The following is a 25,216-nucleotide window of genomic DNA, read 5'->3' as shown; positions in this document are numbered from 1 at the left end:
TAAAGGTATGTTAGCGAAAAGGCCGCTATTGTACACAGTTTACTCGTTGTATTTCAAACTGTCGCGTTAGGGGCTATTACCCAGCGATAGCTTGAACTATTTAGCGCAAATTAGCGTCAATTAGAGCAAAGAATTGAGTAATAAAATTGTAAGTACTTACTAACTTTATTTCTCTTTTCCAGTGAAATTGCCGCGCGGCTTCACTTGTTCCATGCTTTCTAAGATGCGATGGTAATTTTCAAAGCGCGATTCTGCAATTTTGTTTGTTTCTACGGCTTCACGTAACAAACAACCTGGGTCATCTAAATGTTTACAGTCACGGAATTTACAACCGCCAAGGTAATCTTTAAATTCGACAAATCCTTTCGTCACTTGTTCCGTGGTTAAATGCCACAAACCAAATTCACGAACGCCAGGGGAGTCAATCACATCGCCACCGAGTGGGAAGTGGTATAAGCGGGCAGTCGTTGTGGTATGTTGCCCCAGACCTGAGTTATCTGAAACATCGTTAACTAAAATGGTTTCTTCGTTATGCGGGAGCAATGCATTGAGTAGGCTGGACTTACCGACACCTGATTGACCCACAAATACTGAAACTTTCCCTGCTAGCGCGTTAGTAAGTGCTTCCATTCCTTCATTAGTATGGCTGGAGACTTCTAACACTTGGTAGCCAATTTCGCTGTAAATTGTCATCAAGTCGCTCACCCACTCACGGTTTTCGTCATCAAGTAGGTCAACTTTGTTAAGGACGATAATCGGTTGAATGCCAATTGTTTCGCAGGCGACAAGATAGCGGTCGATAATATTGAGCGAAAGTTCTGGCAAAATTGCAGAAACAACGACAATTTGGTCGATGTTTGCAGCGATTGGTTTCAAACCATCGTAATAATCAGGGCGAGTAAGTACAGAGTGGCGCTCATGAACAGCTTCGACAATGCCATTAACCTTGATCTCAGTTTGTGTATTCAACGCAGGGCGCCACACCACGTTATCCCCTGTGACGAGGGATGAAATAGTTCTGCGCAAATTACAGCGTTGAATGGTGCCGTCGTTCGCTTCAATATCAGCATGTTGCCCAAAGCGGCTAATGACTAAGCCTTCTTGTGCTTCACCTAATTGGCTATCATCGATTTCAACTGTTTTTTGTTTTTTGAGTCTTTTTTGATGATTTTCTTGAACTCGGCGCTGTTGGCCTTTCGAAAGTTTCTGTTTAGCCACCTGTCCTCTCTTCACTATTGGCTGTCGTTGGAATATCACTCACGCATTAAGGCATGAAGAGTGCTATCATACCCTAACTTCACAGAATGCAGTTAGGGTATATCATGCAAAAGAATGAGAATAATTTAATTTGGATCGATTTAGAAATGACTGGCCTCGATCCCGTTCGTGATCGCATTATTGAAATTGCGACCATTGTAACAGATAGCCATCTTAATATTTTAGCAGAAGGCCCTGTGATTGCAGTTCATCAGACGGATGAGCAATTGGCTCTGATGGACGAATGGAATGTGAATACGCATACAGGAAGCGGTTTAGTTGAACGTGTACGTAAAAGCACAGTAAGCGAACGTGAAGCAGAGCTAGCCACGATTGAGTTCCTTGAGAAATGGGTGCCTAAAGGAGCATCGCCAATTTGTGGTAACAGCGTTGGGCAAGATAGACGCTTCTTATTTAGTTATATGCCTGAATTAGAAAGTTATTTTCATTATCGTTATTTAGATGTGAGCACATTGAAAGAACTTGCTCGTCGTTGGAAGCCTGAAATTTTAACGGGTTTTTCGAAGAAAAATACCCACCAAGCGCTTGATGATATTCGCGAATCAGTCGCTGAGCTGGCTTATTATCGAGAAACATTTATCAAAGAATAAATGTTGAATTAACGAAGGTGCCGCCCTTGAGGCGGCTTTTTTGTCTTTAAATATGATACTGCATTACACATTGCATTACATTTGTCATTACATCACCCTAACAGTAGATCCTGAAAGGAAATTATGATGAGTACTATACAAATTAGAGTTGATGAACAGCTAAAAAAAGATGCGTATCAAGCATTTGATAAATTAAACCTTTCTCCATCCGAAGCGCTAAGGCTATTTCTCCGTTATGTTGCAGAGAATGAAAAGCTTCCGTTTTCTGAGGTTTCTATTGTTGTGAGTGAGGCGGATGAAGATGAGGATATTTTAGCTGTTGTGCGTAATCGTTTAAAAAACCAGCTAAACGAATAAGAGTGAATATTGATGATATTTGATATTGCATTTGATGGCGTGCTTTAAGGGAATGGAAAAAGCTTGATTACAGTATCTGAGAACAATTTAAAAAGAAGTTAAAAAAATTACAATTAAACCCTTACATAGAATCTTTGCGGTTACACGGAGAGTTATCGAATTGCTATAAAATCAAATTAAGGGCATCAGGGGTTCGCCTTGTGTACCAAGTTATCGATGATGAAATTGTTATTTTTGTTGTCGCAGTTGGTAAAAGTGAAAATGAAAAGGTTTATAAATCTGCGACCCATAGGCTGATATAAATATTATCGTTGAGTAAGTTACCAATGTTAATGTATTGAAATCAGGTTTTTACAACGTGTGTTGATAAAATCACCATTGTGACTATTTTGTCGACAAACGAACAAAAAAATAAAAAATTTGAGTGCAAAGGCTTGCTAGTCTCTGAATTTTTCGTATAATGCGCTCCCCGTACCGATTAAGTTTTTGTAATAATATCGGCGCGGAAAACATCCAGAAATGGTATGCGGGAATAGCTCAGTTGGTAGAGCACGACCTTGCCAAGGTCGGGGTCGCGAGTTCGAGTCTCGTTTCCCGCTCCAAGCTTTCTTGATGTTTTAGCTAAAGCACTATTTTCGTGATGCGGGAATAGCTCAGTTGGTAGAGCACGACCTTGCCAAGGTCGGGGTCGCGAGTTCGAGTCTCGTTTCCCGCTCCAAACTTTCTTAGTGTTTTAGTAAAATTGCAGTACCCACCAAATGCGGGAATAGCTCAGTTGGTAGAGCACGACCTTGCCAAGGTCGGGGTCGCGAGTTCGAGTCTCGTTTCCCGCTCCAATCTCTTGTTTATACCATCTAAATTTTTTCTTTGTAATTTCAATCCAAATGATATTTTAGTATTAAAGCATTAAGTGGAATTACTAATTTCATCTAACGGTTTTTTGTACGTAATTTTATTGTTGGTACCCTTGCTAAGCTAGGATCCACACGCCTTCGCCGATCTTTCTTGGATCTAATTTGGATTTTTGCTTGCATTCAACTTCGGGTCACCATAGAATAGCCACCCCTCAGTAATAGGGCATTCTAAAGGTATTTATGTCCTTAAGGTAAAAGTTTAAATAATAAACAAAAATGTGTTTTTTATTTAACTCAGGCAAATTTTCGTTTTAACCTAGTTTTTTGGCAACTTTTTTCGAGTAGTTAACGTAAAATCAGCATTTTTCTTCACAATTCAGCATCAAAAAGTTATCCACAGCTTGTTGAGTTGCGCCCCATCTATATGCCAATTTGAAATAACTTATTGCACAGAGTTATCCACAGGCTAACTTCACTATTCTTTTCTTACTGTCAGGTAAAGATAATCAGAACTCTTATCTGTAACTCATTGATTTATAGTCGATGAATTTATTTTTTGAAAATGTGCTAAGCACAACTTGCAAATTCTTTACCTATTGTCTGCAAAGCGATTTTTTATTTTATTCACATCGATTTGACAATTATAGATTTCAGTTATATAGCAGGCCTTTTTTTAGGCGTCGCGAGGTAAACCTTTAGTAATCGCCCGTACAAGGCGTTTTTGTTGTGAAGTTTGAATTGTCACTTGGTTCTCAAGACGTCGGCTAAGCTGTTGTTGTATAGACCAATGAAAGTGCTCGTCTAACATTTCATTGATCCCCAACCTATTTTGTAATGCAAGCACAATACTATCTTGATAAGGCGCATTGCCCAGTGCAACACTGATGTTTCTTAACCATTTAATATAGCCAATACGGCGGATTGCAGAGCCTTCGGTTACCTTCAAAAACCTGTCTTCATCCCACGAAAATAATTCAAGAAGCTCTGGCGTATGCAGCGCTTGCCTTGGGCTAAAATCTTCTTCGTCAGTGAGTTGGGAGAAACGGTTCCATGGGCAAATTAATTGGCAGTCATCACAACCATAAATTCGGTTACCCATTAATGGACGAAACTCTTCAGGTATCGCGCTATCAAGTTCAATTGTTAAATAGGAAATACAGCGTCTTGCATCAACAGTATAAGGCTCAACAATGGCGCCTGTTGGGCAGGTTGTCATACAGGCAACGCAGCGGCCGCAGTCATCTTCAATGGGTTTATCGACAGGAACAGGTAGGTTGATCAGCAGTTCTCCAAGGAAAAACCACGAGCCTGCTTCACGATTTAATACCAATGAGTGCTTTCCAGTCCACCCTAGGCCAGCTTTAACGGCAAGAGGCCGCTCTAAGATTGGCGCAGAGTCAACAAATGGACGAAAATTAAGATCCTCAACGGTTGTACCATCCGCAAGGAGCGCCCCATCAAATTCACGGCAGTAAGCTAAAATACGATCTGCAAGGGCTTTTAAGCGTTTTTTTAATAGCTTATGATAGTCGCGACCAAGGGCGTAGCGGCTAACATACCCGAGCTCAGGGTTATTCAGTGTGCTGGCAAACGCCGCTTTGGCGGGCAAATAGTTCATGCGAACACTGATGGCCCGTAAAGTGCCAGGATGGAGCTCATGGGGACGTGCCCGCATCATTCCGTGGCGGTTCATCCATTCCATTTCACCGTGGTATTGCTTGTCGAGCCATGCCTGCAGTTTGGGTTCTTCCGCGGACAGGTCAGTATCGCAGATCCCCACCTGTTGGAAGCCTGCTTCAATGCCCCATTGTTTGATAAGTTGAGCGAGAAGGTTGAGATCGAGAAATGCTGCCATCAGATCCTGTCACAGTAAAATAAAACGGCTGGCACTCTACCATGGAAGCGGTTTTTTCTCAAAATTGATGAAAAGAGTGCCTTTCGGTGTTCAGATCTATTATAAGATATTTCTGATCTGATAGTTTCAGCAATGTTAATTAAGAAAAATGACGGCGCTTAGGTTAATATAGTCAATGGTATTTGGAAGAACTGAAACAGGCTTCCTCTCGGATACTGATAACAGTCATTAGACAATAATTTGGCGACACAGCCCATCAATAATGCCACAAAAGAACACTATGAAAGAACGTAGAATACAACTTGCTGATGAAGCGCAAACTGTTGCGCTTGGTCGCGCAATTGCAGGTGCTTGCCATCAAGGTGTGGTAATTCACCTGTATGGTGATCTCGGTGCGGGAAAAACCACGTTTAGTCGTGGTTTCTTACAAGCTTTGGGTCATCAAGGCCATGTAAAAAGTCCAACTTACACACTGGTTGAACCTTATGAATTAGCGGATCGTTATGTTTTTCACTTTGATCTCTATCGTCTAGCAGATCCTGAAGAACTTGAATTTATGGGTATTCGTGACTATTTTTCTGAAAACTCGATCTGCTTGGTTGAATGGCCGCAACAAGGTAAAGGTTTTTTACCTGAAGCGGATCTTGAGCTCCATCTCACATATCAAGATGAGGGGCGTCAGGCTCACATCGTTGCTTTGTCTGCAAATGGGGAGTCGTTGTTAGAAGCATTACCCCAATTCTAAGGAACTTATTGCTCATGTTGAATGCATCAATGCACAGAATAACAAGAAAGGGTTTTTTGGCGGCTTTTGTCCTTTTTATGCTTTCATTCGCATGGCTTTTTGCTATGCAAGCACAAGCCGCAACACTGTCTAATATTCAAGTGAATAATAGCCCATCACAAGCTGAGGTCACACTAAGCTTTATTGACGGTAAGCCTGATTACTCTTATTTTCCCTTGCATTCACCTGAGCGACTGGTTGTTGATGTAAAGCAACGAGGTGAAATCCTTGGCTTGCCACTAAAAGTGCCTGCAGGGGATTTGGTAAAAGTGGTGCGTTCAAGCCAACCTTCTGATAACCAACATAAACGTCTGGTGATGGAGCTATCCCGCGTCGCAAAAACCAAAGCTGTTTTAAAGCAAGTGGGTGGCGAATATCAATTAGTTCTGACGATTTCAGCAGGTAACTCAACCAGTTCAACGTCATTTAATCGCACCAATAATAATGTTGCTCCTGTGGTCAATAACACACAGGACAAACCGTTAAAAATGAATAATCCAGCGCCTGTTTCAACGCCTGCCCCTGTAAAATACAAAAATATGCCTAAAGGCAGCAAACAGGTGGTGATCGCTATTGATGCAGGGCATGGTGGTAAAGATCCTGGCGCGATTGGGAAAAATGGTTATAAAGAGAAAGATGTGACTCTGAGTGTTGCGAAAAAACTCTATCAGCGTCTTGAAGCTGACCCTATGTTCAAACCCGCTATGACGCGTGATGGCGACTACTTTATTTCTGTTAGTGGACGTTCCGATGTTGCTCGTAAAAAAGGCGCGAACATGTTGGTATCCATCCATGCGGACTCAGCCCCTAACAGCAGCGCACGAGGTGCCTCTGTTTGGGTATTATCAAATCGTCGTGCAAATAGTGAGTTAGGTAGCTGGTTAGAACAACGTGAAAAACAATCTGAATTATTAGGCGGTGCAGGGGATGCGCTCAGTGGCGCAGATCCGTATTTAAGCCAAGCAGTATTGGATTTGCAGTTCGGCCACTCTCAGCGCGTGGGCTATGATGTCGCTGTTCAAGTTATTCAGCAATTGAGAAAAGTGGGTAATATCCATAAAAAAACGCCAGAGCATGCCAGCCTTGGGGTTCTGCGTTCTCCCGACATTCCGTCAATCTTGGTTGAAACAGGCTTCATCAGTAATGCAGCGGAAGAGCAACTGCTCAAATCCAATGAATTCCAAGATGCAGTGGCTGAGGCCATTCACTTAGGATTGCGCCAATATTTCCTTGCGAATCCGATTCAAGCTGCACCTAAATAAGGAATTGAGCGATGGCAATACATATTCTCTCTCCTCAATTAGCGAACCAAATTGCGGCGGGTGAGGTGGTCGAAAGGCCTGCATCTGTCGTAAAAGAGCTGGTTGAGAACAGTCTTGATGCCAAGGCAACACGCATTGATATTGATATTGAGCGTGGTGGAGAGAAACTGATCCGTATTCGTGATAATGGCTGTGGGATTAACAAAGATGAATTAATCCTCGCCCTTGCGCGCCATGCGACCAGTAAAATTGCGACGCTCGATGACCTTGAAGCCATTATGAGTATGGGCTTTCGCGGTGAAGCATTAGCGAGCATCAGCTCTGTTTCACGATTAACGTTGACGTCAAAACCCGCGGAACAAACCGAAGCGTGGCAGTCTTACGCTGAAGGGCGGGATATGGAAGTCACAGTAAAGCCTGCAGCGCATCCTAATGGTACGACGGTTGAAGTCCTCGATCTCTTTTATAATACCCCTGCAAGGCGCAAATTTATGCGCACTGAAAAAACCGAATTTGGCCATATTGATGAAGTGGTTCGCCGCATTGCATTATCGCGCCCTGATGTGTCTATTAATTTGACTCATAACGGAAAACTGGTGAAACAGTACCGTGCTGCCCATGATGAAGTGCAGCAAGAAAGGCGGCTTGGGACTATTTGCGGTACTGGCTTTATGCAAGGCGCATTAGCGTTATCTTGGGAGCACAGCGACCTGGCAATTAAAGGCTGGGTGGTTTCCCCATCGAATACTCCTGTGAGTGAAACTCAGTATTGCTATGTGAATGGACGGATGATGCGCGACCGGTTAATTAACCATGCTATCCGCCAAGCATTTGAAGGCTATTTAGAAGACAATCAACAGCCCGCTTATGTCTTGTATTTAACCATTGATCCGAAACAAGTGGATGTAAACGTCCATCCAGCGAAACATGAGGTACGTTTTCACCAAGCGCGGTTAGTACATGATTTTATTTATCAAGCCGTACGTACAGTACTCCTTGAAGCGGCATCAATAAGTGAATTACCAGGAATAGAGCCAGTACATGCTGAGCTCGAAAACCGGTCTTCAGCAGGAGGGAATTATTTTTCTTCCCCAACATCAACTTCGAAACCAAATTATACCGAATCATTGCCACAGGCTGAGAGAACCGCTCGTGAACCGCAGGTCGCTTATAAGCCTGCAACCACGGCGACATCGAGTTCTTCCCTGCCCAAATCCGCATCACAATTCGTCGGGAATGTAGAGCAGAAAAACTACGGCACTAACTACGATAAAAAAGCGGGAGACCTTTACCAAAGCTTGATGTCAATTCCAGTTCCTGAAACGGAGAAAAAACCGCTTTTTCCTGAGCGCCAACCTGTGGATACGTCTCAAGTTTCTTCACAACCTGTAGCAAAAAATGCGGATAACTACCTTTTTGGTAAAGTATTGACAATTTACTCAAAAAACTTTGCATTAATTGAGTCTTCGTTGGGACTAATCCTGTTATCCTTAACGGAAGCTAATTATTTATTGAGATTAGCGCAATTGTCGCCAGAGGGTGAAAACCTCAAGCCACAACCTCTTTTGATACCGCTAAAATTGTCACTTAAAAACGATGAAATAGAGGTTTTACAGCGGTACAAGGAACAATTGGCAATATTTGGTATCGAAGCCACGATATTTCATGGAAAAGTAACAATTCATACGGTATCGTTACCATTAAGAACACAAAATTTATCGCAACTTTTTTCAGATTTGATCGGTTTTTTATCGACAAAAGAAAGCATCACACAACAAGATATCGCACAATGGCTAGCCAAAGCGGTTTCACAGGTGAAAACAGAAGAAAGTTGGAGTTTAGCACAGGCTGTTCAGTTGCTGGCTGATGTTGAGCGGATTTGTCCGCAGTGGGTAAAAAATCCCCCACCAACATTATTACAATTAATTAATTTACAATCCGTGGTAGCTACACTAACAAATGAGTGATTTAGTAACTCAGAAAAAACCTGATGCAATATTCCTTATGGGGCCGACTGCTTCAGGTAAAACCGCTTTAGCGATAGAACTTCGCAAGCATTTGCCTGTGGAAATTATTAGTGTCGATTCGGCGTTAATTTACCGTGGAATGGATATTGGTACAGCAAAGCCAACAGCCGAGGAACTCAGCCAAGCCCCTCATCGTTTGATTGATATTCTCGATCCAGCTCTACCTTATTCTGCTGCTGATTTTCGTCGTGACGCATTAAAAGTAATGAGTGAGATTACTGCTCAGGGTAAAATACCGTTACTTGTTGGCGGTACTATGTTGTATTTCAAAGCATTGTTAGAAGGACTTTCACCATTACCTTCTGCTGATGCAAATGTGCGCACCCAAATAGAACAGATAGCGCAAGAACATGGATGGAGTGAAATCCATCGCCGTTTAGCGGAGGTCGACCCTGTTGCTGCGGCTAGGATCCATCCTAATGATCCACAAAGATTATCCCGTGCTTTAGAGGTATATCTCATTTCAGGACAAACTTTGACTGAAATGACACAAACAGCAGGGGAAGAATTGCCTTATAATGTGTTTCAGTTTGCTATTGCGCCACAAGATCGTAAAATTTTACATGAACGCATAGAACAACGCTTTCATCTGATGATAGACGCGGGTTTTGAAGAGGAAGTCCGTGCTCTTTACCACCGAGGTGATTTACATGTTGATCTTCCCGCCATTCGTTGTGTGGGCTATCGGCAAATGTGGTCATACTTGGACGGCGAAATTAGCCATGATGAAATGGTTTATCGGGGAATTTGTGCAACACGCCAATTGGCAAAACGCCAGATTACCTGGTTAAGAAGCTGGGATAATGTTCAGTGGTTAGATAGTGAGCAACCTCAGCAGGCGCTTGACACAGTTATGCAGGTAGTACGTGCATAGGACTGATGTTTGTGTACAATTAGAACGTTAAGCGCAATTTTTGAGTAGTTACTTTTGGAATCATAAAGATTCTCTTTTAAAAACAACAAAATAAGGAAAACATAGAATGGCTAAGGGGCAATCTTTGCAAGATCCGTTCCTGAACGCATTACGTCGTGAAAGGGTTCCGGTCTCTATTTATCTCGTTAATGGCATCAAATTGCAGGGGCAAATTGAATCTTTTGATCAATTTGTCATTTTATTGAAAAACACAGTTAGCCAGATGGTTTATAAGCACGCTATCTCTACTGTTGTCCCTGCACGTCCTGTTTCTCACCACAGTGGCACAACAGGTGGTAGCGCAGGTAATGGTAATTACCATTCGGGTGCACCTGCATCGCAGGATGGCGAAGTAACTGAGTAAGTTTGTACGCTAAAAGACAAGGAAAGCATGGGTAGGGAGACTGTACCTGTGTTTTCCTTTGCAATTATTGTTTAGCCTAAGAGGTTGCACCTTGTTTGATAGGTATGAAGGCGGTGAGCTTGCTGTGTTAGTCCATGTCTTTTTTTCCCAAGAAAAAGACGTTGATAATCTGGCAGAGTTTGAGTCACTCGTGACGTCTGCTGGGGTAAAGCCAGTACAAATAGTCACAGGCAGTCGTAAGGCACCTCACCCAAAGTTTTTTGTTGGGGAAGGAAAAGCTGAAGAGATAGCCCAAGCCGTTGAGGAAAGTGGCGCAGATGTGGTGTTGTTTAATCACACGCTAAGCCCTGCTCAAGAACGTAATCTCGAAAGGATTTGCCAATGTAAGGTGGTTGACCGTACAGGGGTAATTTTAGATATATTTGCTCAACGGGCGCGTACGCATGAAGGTAAACTTCAAGTTGAATTGGCACAGTTACGTCATTTATCCACTCGCTTAGTGAGAGGATGGACACACCTTGAGCGCCAAAAAGGCGGGATTGGTTTGCGTGGTCCTGGTGAAACTCAACTTGAAACAGACCGTCGGTTATTAAGGGATAAAATCAAACAGATTTTATCGCGGCTTAGCCGGGTAGAAAAACAGCGTGAACAAGGGCGTCAAGCGAGAAGTAAAGCGGATATTCCGACAATTTCTCTCGTGGGTTATACCAATGCGGGTAAATCGAGTTTATTTAACCGTATGACGTCTGCAGATGTTTATGCTGCAGATCAGCTATTTGCGACACTTGACCCAACGCTTCGCCGTATTAATGTCGAAGATGTCGGTGTTGTCGTTTTAGCAGATACCGTGGGTTTTATTCGCCACTTACCACATGATTTGGTTGCCGCATTTAAAGCAACCCTGCAAGAAACTCGTGAAGCAACGTTACTGCTGCACGTTATCGATGCAGCAGATGCTCGCTTGGATGAAAATATCCATGCGGTTGAAAGCGTGTTGGAAGAAATTGAAGCGGATGAAATACCAGCACTTTTAGTGATGAACAAAGTTGATATGCTGGAAGATTTTGTCCCGCGTATTGACAGAGATGAGGATAACAACCCTGTTCGTGTCTGGGTTTCGGCGCAAACAGGTGAAGGTATCCCATTGCTGTTACAAGCATTGACGGAACGCCTTTCTGGTGAAATCGCACATTATGAATTGCGTTTACCACCAAACGAAGGTCGTTTGCGTAGCCGTTTTTATCAACTCCAGTCAATCGAACGTGAATGGTTGGAAGATGACGGTTCAATCGGCCTTGAGGTGCGTATGCCAATGGTGGATTGGCGACGTTTGTGTAAACAAGAGCAGCAATTATCTGACTACGTGGTTTAACAACGTAGCCAGGCAATGGAATTGATATTAAGAGACACACAAACTCAGCATACTTCCAGTGTGTTGAGCGGAGCTCTTAGCCCTGAAAATCAATCATAAAGAATGGAGCTAAAACATGGCGTGGAATCAGCCCGGTAATGACGGACAAGACCGCGATCCGTGGGGAAGCGGCAATAAAGGCGGCAACTCTGGCGGAAACAAAGGTGGTCGAAAACGTGGGGCTTATGATCTCGACGATCTCTTTCGTAAAATAGGCAGCAAGCTAGGTGGGAACAAAGGCGGCAACGGTGGTGATGGCGATAACAAACAGCCTTCACAAATCAGTGGTCGTTTAGGGATGTTAGCACTTGCTGCTATTGTAGTTGTCTGGGCAGGTTCAGGCTTCTACACCATCAAAGAAAGTGACCGTGGCGTAGTGTTACGTTTTGGTGAATACAGTGGTATTGTTGGGCCAGGTTTGAACTGGAAGCCAACATTCATTGATAGAGTCGTGCCTGTCAACGTAGAAACTGTACGTGAGCAAGCGACTAACGGCATGATGTTGACGTCAGATGAAAACGTGATCCGCGTTGAAATGAACGTTCAATACCGTGTGACTGACCCTGCGCAATATTTATTTAGCGTGACTAACCCAGACAACAGTCTGCGTCAGGCGTTAGACAGTGCTGTGCGTGGTGTTATTGGTCAATCTGCCATGGAGCAAGTATTGACTACGAATCGAGCCTTTATCCGTGATGTGACACAAAAAGAGCTTGAAGCGACAATTGCACCATACAAAATGGGTATCACACTGCTGGATGTCAACTTCCAAGCAGCGCGTCCACCTGAAGATGTTAAAGCAGCATTTGATGACGTAATCTCAGCAAGGGAAGAAGAACAAAAAACTATTCGTGAAGCGCACGCTTATCGAAATGAAGTTCTTCCACTGGCAAAAGGTAACGCACAACGCCTGATTGAAGAAGCCGAAGCGTATAAAGCGAGTGTGGTCTTCAAAGCAGAGGGTGAGGTCGCAAGCTTTGCGAAAATGCTACCTGAATACCGTGCAGCACCAGAAATCACTCGTGAGCGTCTTTACATCGATACGATGGAGCGTGTGTTAAGTAATACACGTAAAGTTATTGCGAATGATAAGAGCAACAGCATGTTAGTGTTGCCGCTTGACCAAATCATGCGTGGTACAAATTCAGATGCGGCTTCAACATCAAAAGTTAATCCGTCAGCAAGAATGGCGACGCCAAGCATTAATTCGTCATCATCTGCTGCAACGCCTGCACAGCCAAACAGCGCTGTTCGTGGTGATGCTGTTAGAGTAGGGAGACAATAATCATGCGTAAATCGCTAATTGTTATCGTTATTGCCATCTTGGCAGTTGCATACGCATCTATCTTTATTGTTCCTCAAACTGACCGCGGCATTGTATTGCGTTTTGGTAAGGTTCTGCGTGATTCTGAAAACAAACCGATCATTTATGAGCCAGGTTTGCATTTCAAAGTGCCATTTATTGAAACTGTGAAAATGTTAGATGCACGTATTCAGACATTGGAAATCCAAGCTGACCGTTATTTGACAAGCGAAAACAAAGATTTAATGGTGGACTCCTACCTGAAATGGCGTGTTACTGATTTCAGTCGCTACTATGTAGCAACTGGCGGTGGTAACCCATATCAAGCAGAAACCCTGTTAAAACGTAAATTTAGTGACCGTTTACGTTCTGAGTTTGGTCGTTTAAGCGTTAAAGATATCATTACTGATTCACGTGGTCGTTTAACCGTTGATGTACGTGATGCCTTGAACAAAGGTACGGCAATTGATGATGCGACAAAAGAAGCAGATGCAGCGATTGCGGATGCCGCAAAACGTGTAGAACAAGAAACTAACTTGAAGCCACTGGTTGTGAATGCAAACAGTATGGCGGCGTTAGGTATCGAAGTTGTCGACGTGCGTATTAAACGTATCGAACTGCCAAACGAAGTTTCTGAAGCTATCTATGCACGTATGCGTGCAGAGCGTGAAGCGGTTGCACGTCAGCACCGTTCACAAGGTCAAGAAGAAGCGACTAAGATCCGTGCGGTTGCAGATAAAACTGTAACTGAAACACTGGCAGAAGCAGAGCGTACCGCGCTGACCTACCGAGGTGAAGGCGATGCAATGGCAACAAAACTGTTTGCTGATGCATTCAACCAAGATCCAGAGTTCTATGCGTTTATTCGTAGCTTGCGTGCTTACGAGCAAAGCTTCAAGAGTGGTGAAGACGTGATGGTATTAAGCCCAGACACAGACTTCTTCCGCTTCATGAAAGCACCAACTAAGCTTCGTGCAACAGATTAATAAATAATCAGACTAAGTTGCGTGCAACCTAGCAAAATAACTGTTAATCTATTAAAGAAAAGCCCGCTTCGGTGGGCTTTTTTTCGCCTGTCGTTTTAAGTATAGGATTTTTCAGGGAAAATTTAAGCTGCTCAACTGGTTACATTCATTTTGGGTTTACGGCAGAAATAAAAATACCATTTAACTTGCTTTCCAGAAAAAAATTTTAGTAATGCCAAAATATCACTGGAACAGTTCATTTTTGATGGTAGAATTCATTTTTAAGCAACCGAGTGTATTTCGAAATGGGTAAGAACGTTGTCGTACTGGGCACCCAATGGGGTGACGAAGGGAAGGGCAAGATCGTCGACTTGCTGACAGAGCGCGCTAAATATGTAGTTCGCTATCAGGGCGGCCATAATGCTGGCCATACGCTTGTTGTAAACGGTGAAAAAACCGTTCTCCACTTAATTCCATCCGGTATTCTTCGTGAAAATGTCATCAGTATTATCGCTAATGGCGTTGTTCTTGCGCCTGACGCATTAATGAAAGAGATGAAAGAATTGGAAGACCGCGGTGTTCCAGTTCGCGAACGCTTACGTCTTTCAGAAGCATGCCCACTGATCCTGCCTTATCATGTTGCATTAGATAACGCCCGTGAAAAAGCACGTGGTTCCAAAGCGATTGGAACAACGGGTCGTGGTATTGGTCCTGCTTACGAAGATAAAGTTGCTCGTCGCGGCTTACGTGTTGGTGACTTATTCGATAAAGCAACTTTCGCAGAAAAATTAAAAGAAATCGTCGAATACCATAACTTCCAACTCGTTAATTACTATAAAGAACCTGCTGTTGATTACCAAAAAACACTGGATGATATCATGGCAGTGGCCGATATCCTGACAGGCATGGTAATCGATGTGTCTGATCTGCTGTACAAAGCAAGCCAGAACAACGAATTTGTGATGTTTGAAGGTGCACAAGGCACATTATTGGACATTGACCACGGTACTTATCCGTATGTAACCTCTTCAAATACCACCGCGGGTGGTGTTGCAACAGGTTCTGGTTTAGGCCCTCGTTATGTTAATTACGTACTGGGTATTATCAAAGCTTACTCAACACGTGTTGGTGCGGGTCCATTCCCAACCGAATTGTTTGACGAAGTGGGCGAATTCCTGCGTGAAAAAGGCCAAGAATTTGGTGCAACGACGGGTCGTAAACGTCGTACTGGTTGGTTAGATATCGTTGCAATCAACCGCGCGGTACAAATCAACTCACTGTCAGGTTTCTGCATGACTAAACTGGACGTTTTAGACGGTTTAGAAGAAGTGAAAATCTGTGTGGGCTACCGTCGTCCAGATGGCAAAGTGCTTGAAACAACGCCTTTAGCTGCGGATGAGTGGGATGGTTTAGAGCCAGTTTACGAATCCATGCCTGGTTGGAAAGAAACCACTTTTGGTGTGAAGCAAAGAGAATTACTGCCGCAAGCAGCGCTGAACTACATCAAACGTGTTGAAGAATTAACGGGTATTCCTGTTGATATTATTTCAACTGGTCCAGATCGTTCTGAAACAATGATCCTGCGTGACCCGTTTGACGTTGAGTAATAACATTGACTGCGCCTAATACAGGCGCAGTTTTTTTACTGCTTTACCTCCCTCCGCGATGCAACTTCTTTGATAAAACAGTCAAAATTCCCCATAATGATTGAACTAAGTTACTTTTGTGTGCAGATTCTGTGCAATTAGATGCATATTTGCGATACGTAATACGCTAAACTGTATTTATGAACACATAATTTATTTGCATGCTATATTTTGTGCATAACCAAGTGGGATTTAGGTTCAAATTAGGTTATTTGCAATTAAAATACGTGAGAAAATTTTCGACCAACTCATTTTGGTCGTATAAGTAAAAGCCAAAATTTTGAGGTGATTGTGCAACTGACGAGTTTTACCGACTATGGATTACGAGCGCTTATTTATCTGGCTTCTCTGGGTGAAGGGAAGATGACCAGTATTACAGAGGTGACGGACGTTTATGGCGTTTCACGTAATCATATGGTTAAAATTATCAATCAGCTCAGTCATTTAGGTTATATAAAAGCCACTCGTGGCAAAAATGGCGGGATTACACTAGGGCAACCAGCAGAATCAATTCGTATAGGGGATGTTGTTAGAGCATTAGAACCCCTAACCCTTGTTAATTGTAGTGGTGAGTTTTGCCACATAACACCTGCGTGTCGTTTAAAAGGTGTGCTACACCAAGCAATACAGCAGTTTTTACAAGAACTTGATCAATATACGCTGGCGGACATGGTGAAAGATAACACCCCGCTCTATCAATTACTGCTTGATTAATATTCGCAGTAGTTATGAATTCTGATGACAACGGAGGTAACGATGTCACAAGATCCTTTTCAGGAAAGAGAAGCAGAAAAATACGAATCCCCAATTCCAAGCCGAGAATTCATCCTCGACTTAATCTCGAAACGTACTGCCCCAGCTAATCGCGAAGAAATCGCCCAGTTACTTAATCTTTCTACGGAAGATGAATTAGAAGCTTTACGCCGCCGTTTAAGAGCAATGGAACGTGATGGTCAACTCGTGTTCACACGCCGTCAATGTTATGCATTGCCAGAGCGTTTAGATTTATTAAAAGGAAAGGTTATTGGCCATCGCGATGGCTACGGCTTTCTGCGTGTTGAGGGTAAAAAAGAAGATTATTATTTATCTCAAGATGAGATGAAACGTGCGCTGCACGGCGACGTGATTTTAGCACAGCCATATGGGCAAGACCGTAAAGGTCGTACTGAAGTGCGCGTGGTTCGCGTATTAGAGCCAAGAAACAACCAAATTGTAGGCCGCTATTTTATTGAGTCGGGCATGGGGTTTGTGGTGCCAGATGATAGTCGTCTCAGTTTTGATATCTTGATCCCGAAAGACCGTATTTGCGGTGCTCGCATGGGTAACGTGGTGGTTGTTGAGTTAGTGACTCGCCCACAACGCCGTTCTCAAGCAGTCGGGAATATTATCGAAGTGCTTGGGGAAACAATGGGAACGGGTATGGCGGTTGAAATCGCGCTGCGTACTCACGAAATTCCTCATTCATGGCCGCCACAAGTTGAAAAACAAGTCGCTGATTTAAGTGAACATGTGCCTGAGTCTGCGAAAAAAGGGCGTATGGATTTGCGTGATTTACCATTGGTCACTATCGATGGTGAAGATGCTCGCGATTTTGATGATGCTGTTCATTGTGCGCCGAAAAAAGGCGGTGGCTGGCGTTTATGGGTCGCAATTGCGGATGTTAGCTATTATGTACGCCCGCAAACATCGTTAGATACTGAGGCGCGTAGCCGTGGTAACTCAGTATATTTCCCATCTCAAGTTGTGCCGATGTTGCCTGAAGTTCTTTCTAATGGCCTTTGCTCATTGAACCCAGGGGTCGATCGCCTGTGTATGGTGTGCGAAATGACGGTATCGGCCTCAGGGAAGCTGTCTTCCTATAAATTCTATGAAGCAGTGATGAATTCCCATGCAAGGTTGACCTATACAAAAGTATGGAAAATCTTGGAAGGTGATGAAGAACTGCGTGAACATTACAAAGCATTGGTTCCACATATTGAACATTTACATCAGTTATACAAAGCATTAGATGCGGCACGAATTGAGCGTGGGGCGATATCCTTTGAATCGGAAGAGGCGAAATTTATTTTTAATGCAGAGCGCCGTATTGAAAGTATTGAACCTGTCGAGCGAAATGATGCACACAAATTAATTGAAGAATGCATGATTTTAGCTAACATTGCGGCGGCTAGATTTGTGGAGAAAAACGAAGAGCCTGCGTTATACCGTGTGCATGATCGTCCAAAAGAAGAGAGCGTAATGAATTTACGTTCAGTATTTAGCGAGTTAGGGCTCACATTGCCTGGTGGTATGAAGCCAGAGCCAAAAGATTATGCACAAGTGATGAATGAAGTGGCTGAGCGCCCTGATCACGAATTGCTGCAAACCATGATCTTGCGTTCGATGAAACAAGCGATTTATGACCCTGAAAACCGCGGTCACTTTGGTCTAGGGCTGAAATCGTATGCGCACTTTACCTCGCCAATTCGTCGTTATCCTGACTTAACGTTGCACCGTGGTATCAAATATTTGTTGGCAAAAGAATATGGCCATTCAGATAAGCGCTGGACAGAAACAGGCGGCTGGCACTCTGATATGGACAGCATGTTGCAACTGGGTGAACACTGTTCGATGACAGAGCGTCGTGCTGATGAAGCAACGCGCGATGTGGCTGACTGGTTGAAGTGTGACTTTATGCAAGACCAAGTGGGTCAAATTTTCACGGGGTTAATTACCAGTGTGACAGGCTTTGGCTTCTTTGTTCGCCTCAATGACTTGTTTATTGACGGTTTAGTACATATTTCTACCCTTGATAACGATTACTACCGTTATGATGCTGTCGGCCAGCGCTTAATTGGTGAATCATCAGGCACGACCTATCGACTTGGTGATGAAGTGGAAATTCGTGTGGAAGCGGTGCATATGGATGAACGCACCATTGATTTCGCGTTAATTTCAACAACTCGTAAAGCGAAAGCCCCTGGCAAAACTGCACGGGATAAAATGAAGCAAGAAGTAAAAAATGCTACGCGGCCAGCTCGCCGTAAAGCGCAAGGGAGCAAAGATAAAAACTTCGAGCCTGATTCTGCATTTCGCCGTTCTGAGAAAAAAGGGAAAAAAAGCGAAGCACAAGCTGATGCAAAAGGGAAAGGAAAGGGAAAAAAACCTTCCGATAAAACTAAGAAAATTACAGCAAAACTAAAAGCAAAACGCGTTGCGAAGAAATCCTCAAAACAAGAGGGCTAATATTTTTGCTAGCGTAGTGCTTTGTTAATTAACGAAAGTGGCGTGTTTGCGCCACTTTCCTCATTTAGATTAAAACATAAGACTGTTATGAGCGAAATTATTTACGGTATTCACGCAGTGAAAGCCTTGCTTGAGCGTTCTCCGCAACGCATTAAAGAAGTGTATATCCTAAAAGGGCGTGAAGATCGCCGATTGATGCCTATCGTGCATGAAATTGAAGCACTAGGCGTTGTTGTCCAAGTCGCGAATCGCCAGTGGATGGATAGCCAAACTGAAGGTGCTGTTCACCAAGGGATCATTGCGAAAGTATTACCAGGTAAGCAATACCAAGAAGGTGATTTGCCCGATTTATTAGAAAGCACACCGTCACCATTTTTACTGGTACTTGATGGTGTGACGGATCCCCACAATTTAGGGGCTTGTTTGCGTAGCGCAGATGCAGCAGGTGTGCATGCAGTGATTGTTCCGAAAGACAAATCGGCGCAATTGAATGCAACTGCAAAAAAAGTAGCTTGCGGTGCAGCAGAAAATGTTCCTCTTATTCGTGTGACGAACCTAGCAAGGACATTGCGCTTATTGCAAGAATACAACGTATGGATTGTGGGGACGGCGGGTGAAGCAGACCATAATTTATACCAAAGCAAACTGACAGGCTCTATCGCATTAGTGATGGGAGCAGAAGGTGAAGGCATGCGCCGTTTAACCCGCGAGCATTGTGATGAATTAATCAGCATCCCGATGGCAGGTTCAGTCTCCTCTCTGAATGTGTCAGTGGCGACAGGGGTTTGCTTGTTTGAAGCCGTACGCCAGCGCTTACCTGTTTCAGGTGAAAAATAATATTTGTGTAAAACTGCATCCATCTCTTGAGTTTTATCTCAGGGGTGGGTATAGTTACGCGTCAATTTTTTAGCCGCACTCAACAAGTTCCTTGCCTCCGCGGGCCGCGGTTAACCCAGACAGGAGGCTAATAATCCGTAAGGAGCAACTACTAATGCGTCATTACGAAATCGTTTTTATGGTCCATCCTGACCAAAGCGAACAGGTTCCGGGCATGATCGAGCGTTACAGTGCAGTAATCACTAACGCACAAGGTCAGATTCACCGTCTGGAAGACTGGGGCCGCCGTCAACTGGCTTACCCAATCAACAAACTGCACAAAGCTCACTATGTTCTGCTGAACGTAGAAGCACCGCAGGAAGCGATTGATGAGCTGGAAACTAACTTCCGCTTCAACGATGCCGTTATCCGCAGCATGGTTATGCGCTTAAAACACGCAGTAACAGAAGCTTCTCCAATGGTTAAAGCTAAAGACGAACGTCGTGGCCGTGACCTTTCTGATGAATATCAGGATGAAGAAGTAGAAGAAACTGGGGATTCTGAAGAGTAATTGCGCAGGTGTCCACTAATCGTTTGGTGCTAACAGGCACAGTCTGTAAAGCATTGATTCGAAAAGTGAGTCCGTCGGGCATTCCACATTGTCAGTTTGTTTTAGAACATCGTTCACAACAACTGGAAGCGGGATTGTCAAGGCAAGCATGGTGCAGAATGCCCATTATTGTTAGCGGACAAACCTTACAAGCTCATACTCACAGTTTAACGGTCGGCAGTTGGATTACAGTTAGCGGTTTCATTAGTACCCATCAAGGGCGCAATGGAATTAGCAAAATAGTCCTCCATGCCGAGCAGATTGATTTGATAGATTCTGGAGACTAGCCATATGGCACGTTATTTCCGTCGTCGCAAGTTCTGCCGTTTCACAGCGGAAGGCGTTCAAGAGATCGACTATAAAGATATCGCAACGCTGAAAAACTATATCACTGAAAGTGGTAAAATTGTACCAAGCCGTATCACCGGTACTCGTGCAAAATATCAGCGTCAGCTCGCTCGTGCTATCAAGCGCGCTCGCTACCTGTCTCTGTTACCATATACTGATCGTCATCAGTAATTGGTACAGTCCATTAACGACTTAAGAGGATAAGGTAATGCAAGTTATTCTGCTTGATAAAGTAGCTAACCTAGGTAGCCTGGGTGATCAGGTTAACGTTAAATCGGGCTATGCTCGTAACTTCTTAGTTCCACAGGGTAAAGCTGTTCCTGCAACTAAGAAAAACATCGAATTCTTCGAAGCTCGCCGCGCTGAACTGGAAGCTAAATTAGCTGACGTTCTGGCAGCAGCACAGGCTCGTGCAGCAGCTGTTACTGCACTGGGTTCTGTTACTTTAGCTTCTAAAGCTGGTGACGAAGGTAAACTGTTCGGTTCAATCGGTACTCGTGACATCGCTGATGCAGTAACTGCAGCTGGCGTTAAAATCGCGAAAAGCGAAGTTCGCCTGCCAAACGGCGTTCTGCGTACTACTGGTGACCACGAAGTTCACTTCCAGTTACACAGTGATGTTTTCGCAGAGCTGAACGTTATCATCGTTGCTGAGTAATCAATAATGATGGTAGGTATTGTCGACTTATCGGCAATACCAATAAAAAACACCGGCTAAGTCCGGTGTTTTTTGTTTTCTAGTATTCCATTTTAGCGATGATTAACGCCTAAGGTGTACGATAGTAACTGCCGTCGCTTAACCGTGCAAAACTATATGTTTTTCCATCAGAAGCCGTAGTTTCCAGCAACTGAACTTCCCCTTTCTCATTTGCTTTTAAGCGAATTTTTTGCCCCTGACGTAAATTACTTAGCGGTTTTTCAACCCCTTCAACGCGAGCCATGATAAAGGCATCGTTAGCCTGCACATTATTATCACGGAATAATTGCGCCAGTGTTTTCCCTTTTTGAACGCGGTAATTTTGCCACTTATTTGCCGATGGGCTTGTGACCTGAGGCTCTTGTGTATTTGGTGTTGTTGGTGGTGGCTCTGTTGGCACAGGTTCTATGGGCTCAGGCACAATTTCAGGTTCTGTTGGTATTTCCTCTATATTACCTTCAGGTTCTTGACCAGATGGCGTCTGAATAGGATCAGGAATGATCTCAGGTGTTGTTGGTGGGGGAATGACAATAGGCTGATTTTGCGGCGTATTATTCAAAGGTTTATCGCCAGTTGGCCAAAACAGGGCAACCACAACAATCAGTGCTAATACGGCGATACCATAGCGATGAAATTTAGACAGTTTAACCATCACTCCTCCTTGATGAGGCAATGCATTAACTTGGGCGTATTTATACGCATACTAACACTGTTTTTGGGTAATTTAAGTGCTTGATATGATTTTTCGGAGAACACTGAGCAAATTTATACGCTATCGGGGTAATTTATTATTTAGATTGACGGTTTGGGTTTACCCATAGCAGGGGGGCTGTTATTCTTGGTTTTTATCAAAAACCATATGGGTATTTTAATGGCAAACCAAAATTTTGATTCAGTAGAAGCTCAAGCGAGTTACGGTATTGGTCTACAAGTTGGCCAACAATTATTAGAGTCAGGGCTAGAAGGCTTAGTACCAAACGCAATTTTAGCGGGTCTGGTTGATGCTTTAGAAGGCAACATGCCATCAGTGCCTGTTGAAACCCTGCACAAAGCATTACGTGAAGTTCATGAGCGTGCAGATGAAGTCCGTGTTGCTCGCCAAGCTGCAATGGCAGAAGAAGGCCAAAAATTCCTCGATGAAAACCAAAAACGTGAAGGCGTTTCAACGACTGAATCTGGTTTGCAATTTTCTGTGATCAACCAAGGCGAAGGTGCGATCCCATCTCGCTCTGATCGTGTCCGTGTTCATTACACTGGCCGTTTAATTGATGGTTCTGTGTTTGATAGCTCTGTTCAACGTGGCCAGCCAGCTGAATTTCCAGTTAGCGGCGTGATCCCTGGTTGGATTGAAGCATTAACGCTGATGCCTGTTGGTTCGAAATGGGAGCTGTATATCCCTCATGAATTAGCTTATGGTGAGCGCGGTGCAGGTGCATCAATTCCACCATTTAGCACACTCGTTTTTGAAGTTGAGCTGTTAGAAATCTTATAAGAATAGCGGTTTTAATCACTATTTGAATTGATGCCTTGGTGTTTTTATTCACTAAGGCATTTTTTATGGCGTAAATTTTACACACTTGCTACTCTTGCTGTAAAGGTCAACGGGAGAGAGGTGAATAACATGCTACAACAAATTTGCGAACTTGCTCAAGAAGCGGGTTATGCCATTATGGAAACCTACAATGCGCAAGAACCGTTGCGGGTTGATCATAAAAGTGACAACTCCCCTGTCACGGAGGCGGATATTGCCGCACACCATATTATTGCTGCTGGCCTCACCCGCATTGCCCCTGATATTCCACAACTTTCTGAAGAAGATCCTCCGGAGTGGTCAGTAAGACAGCATTGGCAACGCTATTGGTTGATTGACCCTCTTGATGGCACCAAAGAATTTATTAACCGCAATGGGGATTTTACCGTTAACATTGCGTTAATTGAAAATGGGGTACCCGTTATGGGGGTCGTGTATGCTCCTGCAAAAGGGTTGCTTTATTATGCAGAGGGAAACCAAGCGTGGAAAGAAGAAGGCGGTCATAAGCAGCAAATCCATGTGTATGATGGAAAACCTCCTGTCATTGTGATAAGCCGTTCTCATCAAGACAGCGAGTTAATGGATTACTTGGCGCAAATGGGGGAGCATACGACCGTAGAAATTGGTTCATCACTGAAATTCTGCTTTGTCGCGGACGGAAAAGCGCAGCTTTACCCACGTTTTGGACCGACGAATATTTGGGATACTGCAGCGGGTCATGCGATTGCGATTGGGGCAGGTGCGAAAGTGGTTGATTGGAATGGAAAAACTTTAGACTATACACCGAGAGAGTCATTTTTGAACCCTGGCTTTCGAGTGATTTTATTCTAATAATCAGATAAGGTTGGGAAGTCATGGAAGTCATTTCCCAACCTTATCTGTAGCTAATTATCTAATTGCAGCACTTTAGCGGTTGCAGTACGAATATCTAAACACGCTTTTGCGTCCTGTTTTAAATCAATACCATAAGTTGGAATAATGTCTTTTAACTTAGTTTCCCAGCCATCCGCTTTAAGTTGATTGGCAAAACAATCTTTTAGGACATTTAGCGCAATAAAGGCGGCGGTTGATGCCCCTGGCGAGGCTCCCATCAATACAGTAAATGACTTATCTGCACTGGTAATCAGCTCGGTACCAAATTCTAAAATACCTTTTTTATCATGATCAGGTTTGATAATTTGCACACGCTGGCCTGCAACGACTTCTTTCCAATCCTCATGTTGTGCATCTGGGTAAAATTTTTGCAGTGTGGCAAATTGGTGTGCAGAGGTTTGCAGCACTTGCCCGACAAGGTACTCAGCTAACGACCAATTATCTTTTGCGATAGCCAGCATCGGCTCAATATTATTGAGGCGAATGGATTCAAACAGGTCTAAATAAGAGCCGTGTTTTAAAAATTTACTGGAAAAGCCTGCATATGGGCCAAACAGTAAGGAGCGTTTGCCGCCAATAATACGAGTATCTAAATGTGGAACTGACATCGGTGGAGAACCTTTGTCTGCTTTGCCATACACTTTTGCATGGTGCCTTGCAGCCACTTTTTCATCATCGCAACGTAGCCAAATTCCACTGACAGGGAAGCCGCCATAGCCTTTTCCTTCAGGAATACCTGATTTTTGCAGTAATTCAATAGCACGCCCTCCTGCACCGACAAACACAAATTTTGCGGATGTGACGTGTTTTTCATGGGTCAATAAATTTTTGACTTCCACATTCCAGCGCCCATCAGAGGTTTGAGTGACATCAACGACTTCATGTTTATAGTGAAGAGTAAAACCAGACTGTTCGCTGAGTTGTGCCATTAATAAATGCGTCAATGCACCATAATCGACGTCTGCCCCTGTAACTACACGGGTGACAGCAATATTTTTGTCATCGTCACGACCTTCCATCAACAACGGTGCCCAATCATTAATTTGTTTTGGGTCATCACTGTATTCCATGTTGTGGTAGCAGTGGTGAGCTGACATTTGCTTAAAGCGTTGTTGTAAAAATTTGACATTGTCGGCGCCCCAAACAAAGCTCATATGGGGGCAAGGGTGAATAAAATCGCGTGGATTTTTAATTTTTCCTTTCGTGACAAGGTATGACCATAACTGGCGAGATAAATCGAATTCTGTATTAACTTCAAGGGCTTTGCTGATATCGACCGTGCCATCAGGATTCGGCGGGGTGTAGTTCATTTCACAGTTTGCAGCGTGGCCTGTTCCTGCGTTATTCCACGGATGTGAACTTTCTTGTGCACAATCATTTAAGCGTTCAAAAACCGTAACCGTCAGTGATGGGTCGAGTTCTTTTAATAAAGTACCGAGTGTCGCACTCATAATCCCTGCACCGATCAGCGCAATATCAACGTTTTCTGCTATAGGTTTAGTCATAA

At 43.7% G+C, this 25,216-nt stretch carries 23 protein-coding genes, 3 tRNA genes and 2 pseudogenes; 24 read left to right on the top strand and 4 right to left on the bottom strand.

All coding sequences use genetic code 11. The annotated features are described in order from the left end of the window. Positions 1-165 precede the first annotated feature (165 nt). Complete coding sequence (gene rsgA, locus M1F05_RS19590; RefSeq protein ID WP_206083148.1) at positions 166-1,218, bottom strand: small ribosomal subunit biogenesis GTPase RsgA; 1,053 nt, start codon at positions 1,216-1,218, stop codon at positions 166-168. Positions 1,219-1,322: 104 nt separating this feature from the next. Here rsgA and orn point away from each other — a divergent pair, with 104 nt between their 5' ends. From orn to M1F05_RS19560, 6 genes and pseudogenes are all read left to right on the top strand, one after another. Beyond that, positions 1,323-1,868 carry an oligoribonuclease gene (gene orn, locus M1F05_RS19585; RefSeq protein WP_206083149.1) on the top strand — a complete coding sequence of 182 codons (546 nt, stop codon included), beginning with the start codon at positions 1,323-1,325 and terminating at the stop codon, positions 1,866-1,868. A 126-nt stretch (positions 1,869-1,994) separates the two neighbouring features. Then, positions 1,995-2,248 (top strand): annotated as a pseudogene (locus tag M1F05_RS19580) (type II toxin-antitoxin system RelB/DinJ family antitoxin). Then, positions 2,238-2,527, top strand: a pseudogene (locus tag M1F05_RS19575) (type II toxin-antitoxin system RelE family toxin). Before M1F05_RS19580 ends, M1F05_RS19575 begins: the two co-directional pseudogenes overlap by 11 nt. Positions 2,528-2,751: 224 nt before the next feature. After that, positions 2,752-2,827, top strand: a tRNA-Gly gene (locus M1F05_RS19570). A 40-nt stretch (positions 2,828-2,867) separates the two neighbouring features. Next, positions 2,868-2,943: transfer RNA gene (locus M1F05_RS19565), tRNA-Gly, on the top strand. A 42-nt stretch (positions 2,944-2,985) separates the two neighbouring features. Then, a tRNA-Gly gene (locus M1F05_RS19560) sits at positions 2,986-3,061 on the top strand. 691 nt (positions 3,062-3,752) lie between these two features. Here M1F05_RS19560 and queG read toward each other — a convergent pair. Further along, positions 3,753-4,934 (bottom strand): tRNA epoxyqueuosine(34) reductase QueG, encoded by a 1,182-nt coding sequence (gene queG, locus M1F05_RS19555; RefSeq protein ID WP_206083151.1) that lies wholly within the window; start codon positions 4,932-4,934, stop codon positions 3,753-3,755. 280 nt (positions 4,935-5,214) lie between these two features. Between queG and tsaE the strand changes: the two genes are divergently transcribed. The 16 genes from tsaE to rplI all read left to right on the top strand — a co-directional run bounded on the left by tsaE (position 5,215) and on the right by rplI (position 21,266). Further along, positions 5,215-5,679, top strand: coding sequence for a tRNA (adenosine(37)-N6)-threonylcarbamoyltransferase complex ATPase subunit type 1 TsaE (tsaE, locus tag M1F05_RS19550; RefSeq protein ID WP_206083153.1), 465 nt, complete (start codon positions 5,215-5,217; stop codon positions 5,677-5,679). 14 nt (positions 5,680-5,693) lie between these two features. Continuing rightward, the gene (amiB, locus tag M1F05_RS19545) at positions 5,694-6,980 is read left to right on the top strand and encodes an N-acetylmuramoyl-L-alanine amidase AmiB (protein WP_206083155.1); all 1,287 of its coding nucleotides are present in this window, start codon (positions 5,694-5,696) and stop codon (positions 6,978-6,980) included. Positions 6,981-6,991: 11 nt separating this feature from the next. Further along, entirely contained in the window at positions 6,992-8,947 is a 1,956-nt protein-coding gene (gene mutL, locus M1F05_RS19540; protein WP_318825956.1) for a DNA mismatch repair endonuclease MutL, read from the top strand. After that, the gene (gene miaA / locus M1F05_RS19535) at positions 8,940-9,881 is read left to right on the top strand and encodes a tRNA (adenosine(37)-N6)-dimethylallyltransferase MiaA (RefSeq protein WP_206083157.1); all 942 of its coding nucleotides are present in this window, start codon (positions 8,940-8,942) and stop codon (positions 9,879-9,881) included. The genes mutL and miaA overlap by 8 nt, the downstream gene beginning before the upstream one ends. Positions 9,882-9,987: 106 nt before the next feature. Continuing rightward, positions 9,988-10,284, top strand: coding sequence for an RNA chaperone Hfq (gene hfq / locus M1F05_RS19530; protein WP_206083158.1), 297 nt, complete (start codon positions 9,988-9,990; stop codon positions 10,282-10,284). A 91-nt stretch (positions 10,285-10,375) separates the two neighbouring features. After that, positions 10,376-11,656 carry a ribosome rescue GTPase HflX gene (gene hflX / locus M1F05_RS19525; protein WP_206083159.1) on the top strand — a complete coding sequence of 427 codons (1,281 nt, stop codon included), beginning with the start codon at positions 10,376-10,378 and terminating at the stop codon, positions 11,654-11,656. A gap of 115 nt (positions 11,657-11,771) precedes the next feature. Next, positions 11,772-12,980, top strand: a complete 1,209-nt coding sequence (hflK, locus tag M1F05_RS19520; RefSeq protein ID WP_206083160.1) for an FtsH protease activity modulator HflK — start codon at positions 11,772-11,774, stop codon at positions 12,978-12,980. A 2-nt stretch (positions 12,981-12,982) separates the two neighbouring features. Further along, a complete protein-coding gene (hflC, locus tag M1F05_RS19515; protein WP_206083161.1) occupies positions 12,983-13,984 on the top strand; it encodes a protease modulator HflC in 1,002 nt (333 codons plus the stop codon). Between the two features lie 284 nt (positions 13,985-14,268). Continuing rightward, positions 14,269-15,570: an adenylosuccinate synthase gene (locus tag M1F05_RS19510; protein WP_206083163.1), complete on the top strand. Its 1,302-nt coding sequence runs from the start codon at positions 14,269-14,271 to the stop codon at positions 15,568-15,570. A 330-nt stretch (positions 15,571-15,900) separates the two neighbouring features. Continuing rightward, on the top strand, positions 15,901-16,323 hold the full coding sequence (nsrR, locus tag M1F05_RS19505) for a nitric oxide-sensing transcriptional repressor NsrR (RefSeq protein WP_206083165.1): 423 nt from the start codon (positions 15,901-15,903) through the stop codon (positions 16,321-16,323). A gap of 42 nt (positions 16,324-16,365) precedes the next feature. Continuing rightward, positions 16,366-18,834 (top strand): ribonuclease R, encoded by a 2,469-nt coding sequence (rnr, locus tag M1F05_RS19500; protein ID WP_206083167.1) that lies wholly within the window; start codon positions 16,366-16,368, stop codon positions 18,832-18,834. Positions 18,835-18,921: 87 nt separating this feature from the next. Continuing rightward, positions 18,922-19,671: a 23S rRNA (guanosine(2251)-2'-O)-methyltransferase RlmB gene (gene rlmB / locus M1F05_RS19495; RefSeq protein WP_206083169.1), complete on the top strand. Its 750-nt coding sequence runs from the start codon at positions 18,922-18,924 to the stop codon at positions 19,669-19,671. Between the two features lie 154 nt (positions 19,672-19,825). After that, positions 19,826-20,221, top strand: coding sequence for a 30S ribosomal protein S6 (gene rpsF / locus M1F05_RS19490; RefSeq protein WP_206083778.1), 396 nt, complete (start codon positions 19,826-19,828; stop codon positions 20,219-20,221). An 8-nt stretch (positions 20,222-20,229) separates the two neighbouring features. Then, positions 20,230-20,547 carry a primosomal replication protein N gene (gene priB / locus M1F05_RS19485; protein WP_206083171.1) on the top strand — a complete coding sequence of 106 codons (318 nt, stop codon included), beginning with the start codon at positions 20,230-20,232 and terminating at the stop codon, positions 20,545-20,547. A 4-nt stretch (positions 20,548-20,551) separates the two neighbouring features. After that, positions 20,552-20,779: a 30S ribosomal protein S18 gene (rpsR, locus tag M1F05_RS19480; RefSeq protein ID WP_000135199.1), complete on the top strand. Its 228-nt coding sequence runs from the start codon at positions 20,552-20,554 to the stop codon at positions 20,777-20,779. 37 nt (positions 20,780-20,816) lie between these two features. Next, positions 20,817-21,266 (top strand): 50S ribosomal protein L9, encoded by a 450-nt coding sequence (gene rplI / locus M1F05_RS19475; RefSeq protein WP_206083173.1) that lies wholly within the window; start codon positions 20,817-20,819, stop codon positions 21,264-21,266. Positions 21,267-21,375: 109 nt separating this feature from the next. On the opposite strand, the gene M1F05_RS19470 is transcribed toward rplI, so the two are convergent. Beyond that, the gene (locus M1F05_RS19470) at positions 21,376-21,957 is read right to left on the bottom strand and encodes a LysM-like peptidoglycan-binding domain-containing protein (protein ID WP_206083175.1); all 582 of its coding nucleotides are present in this window, start codon (positions 21,955-21,957) and stop codon (positions 21,376-21,378) included. Positions 21,958-22,176: 219 nt separating this feature from the next. On the opposite strand from M1F05_RS19470, the gene M1F05_RS19465 reads away from it, so the two are divergent. Beyond that, on the top strand, positions 22,177-22,797 hold the full coding sequence (locus M1F05_RS19465) for a peptidylprolyl isomerase (RefSeq protein ID WP_206083177.1): 621 nt from the start codon (positions 22,177-22,179) through the stop codon (positions 22,795-22,797). A gap of 129 nt (positions 22,798-22,926) precedes the next feature. Continuing rightward, positions 22,927-23,667, top strand: a complete 741-nt coding sequence (gene cysQ / locus M1F05_RS19460) for a 3'(2'),5'-bisphosphate nucleotidase CysQ (RefSeq protein ID WP_206083179.1) — start codon at positions 22,927-22,929, stop codon at positions 23,665-23,667. A gap of 53 nt (positions 23,668-23,720) precedes the next feature. On the opposite strand, the gene mqo is transcribed toward cysQ, so the two are convergent. Continuing rightward, entirely contained in the window at positions 23,721-25,214 is a 1,494-nt protein-coding gene (mqo, locus tag M1F05_RS19455) for a malate dehydrogenase (quinone) (protein WP_206083181.1), read from the bottom strand. Positions 25,215-25,216 lie beyond the last annotated feature (2 nt).

This window comes from Providencia sp. PROV252, assembly GCF_033676005.1.
Taxonomy (GTDB): Bacteria; Pseudomonadota; Gammaproteobacteria; order Enterobacterales; family Enterobacteriaceae; genus Providencia; species Providencia vermicola.
This window is presented reverse-complemented; position numbering and strand designations above follow the sequence as displayed.

Bases quoted from the DNA above. Each gene is read 5' to 3' on its own strand.
- orn (WP_206083149.1), top strand. From the start codon at position 1,323: ATGCAAAAGAATGAGAATAATTTAATTTGGATCGATTTAGAAATGACT.
- queG (WP_206083151.1), bottom strand. From the start codon at position 4,934: ATGGCAGCATTTCTCGATCTCAACCTTCTCGCTCAACTTATCAAACAA.
- tsaE (WP_206083153.1), top strand. From the start codon at position 5,215: ATGAAAGAACGTAGAATACAACTTGCTGATGAAGCGCAAACTGTTGCG.
- amiB (WP_206083155.1), top strand. From the start codon at position 5,694: ATGTTGAATGCATCAATGCACAGAATAACAAGAAAGGGTTTTTTGGCG.
- mutL (WP_318825956.1), top strand. From the start codon at position 6,992: ATGGCAATACATATTCTCTCTCCTCAATTAGCGAACCAAATTGCGGCG.
- miaA (WP_206083157.1), top strand. From the start codon at position 8,940: ATGAGTGATTTAGTAACTCAGAAAAAACCTGATGCAATATTCCTTATG.
- hfq (WP_206083158.1), top strand. From the start codon at position 9,988: ATGGCTAAGGGGCAATCTTTGCAAGATCCGTTCCTGAACGCATTACGT.
- hflK (WP_206083160.1), top strand. From the start codon at position 11,772: ATGGCGTGGAATCAGCCCGGTAATGACGGACAAGACCGCGATCCGTGG.
- hflC (WP_206083161.1), top strand. From the start codon at position 12,983: ATGCGTAAATCGCTAATTGTTATCGTTATTGCCATCTTGGCAGTTGCA.
- M1F05_RS19510 (WP_206083163.1), top strand. From the start codon at position 14,269: ATGGGTAAGAACGTTGTCGTACTGGGCACCCAATGGGGTGACGAAGGG.
- rnr (WP_206083167.1), top strand. From the start codon at position 16,366: ATGTCACAAGATCCTTTTCAGGAAAGAGAAGCAGAAAAATACGAATCC.
- rlmB (WP_206083169.1), top strand. From the start codon at position 18,922: ATGAGCGAAATTATTTACGGTATTCACGCAGTGAAAGCCTTGCTTGAG.
- rpsF (WP_206083778.1), top strand. From the start codon at position 19,826: ATGCGTCATTACGAAATCGTTTTTATGGTCCATCCTGACCAAAGCGAA.
- rpsR (WP_000135199.1), top strand. From the start codon at position 20,552: ATGGCACGTTATTTCCGTCGTCGCAAGTTCTGCCGTTTCACAGCGGAA.
- rplI (WP_206083173.1), top strand. From the start codon at position 20,817: ATGCAAGTTATTCTGCTTGATAAAGTAGCTAACCTAGGTAGCCTGGGT.
- M1F05_RS19470 (WP_206083175.1), bottom strand. From the start codon at position 21,957: ATGGTTAAACTGTCTAAATTTCATCGCTATGGTATCGCCGTATTAGCA.
- M1F05_RS19465 (WP_206083177.1), top strand. From the start codon at position 22,177: ATGGCAAACCAAAATTTTGATTCAGTAGAAGCTCAAGCGAGTTACGGT.
- cysQ (WP_206083179.1), top strand. From the start codon at position 22,927: ATGCTACAACAAATTTGCGAACTTGCTCAAGAAGCGGGTTATGCCATT.
- mqo (WP_206083181.1), bottom strand. From the start codon at position 25,214: ATGACTAAACCTATAGCAGAAAACGTTGATATTGCGCTGATCGGTGCA.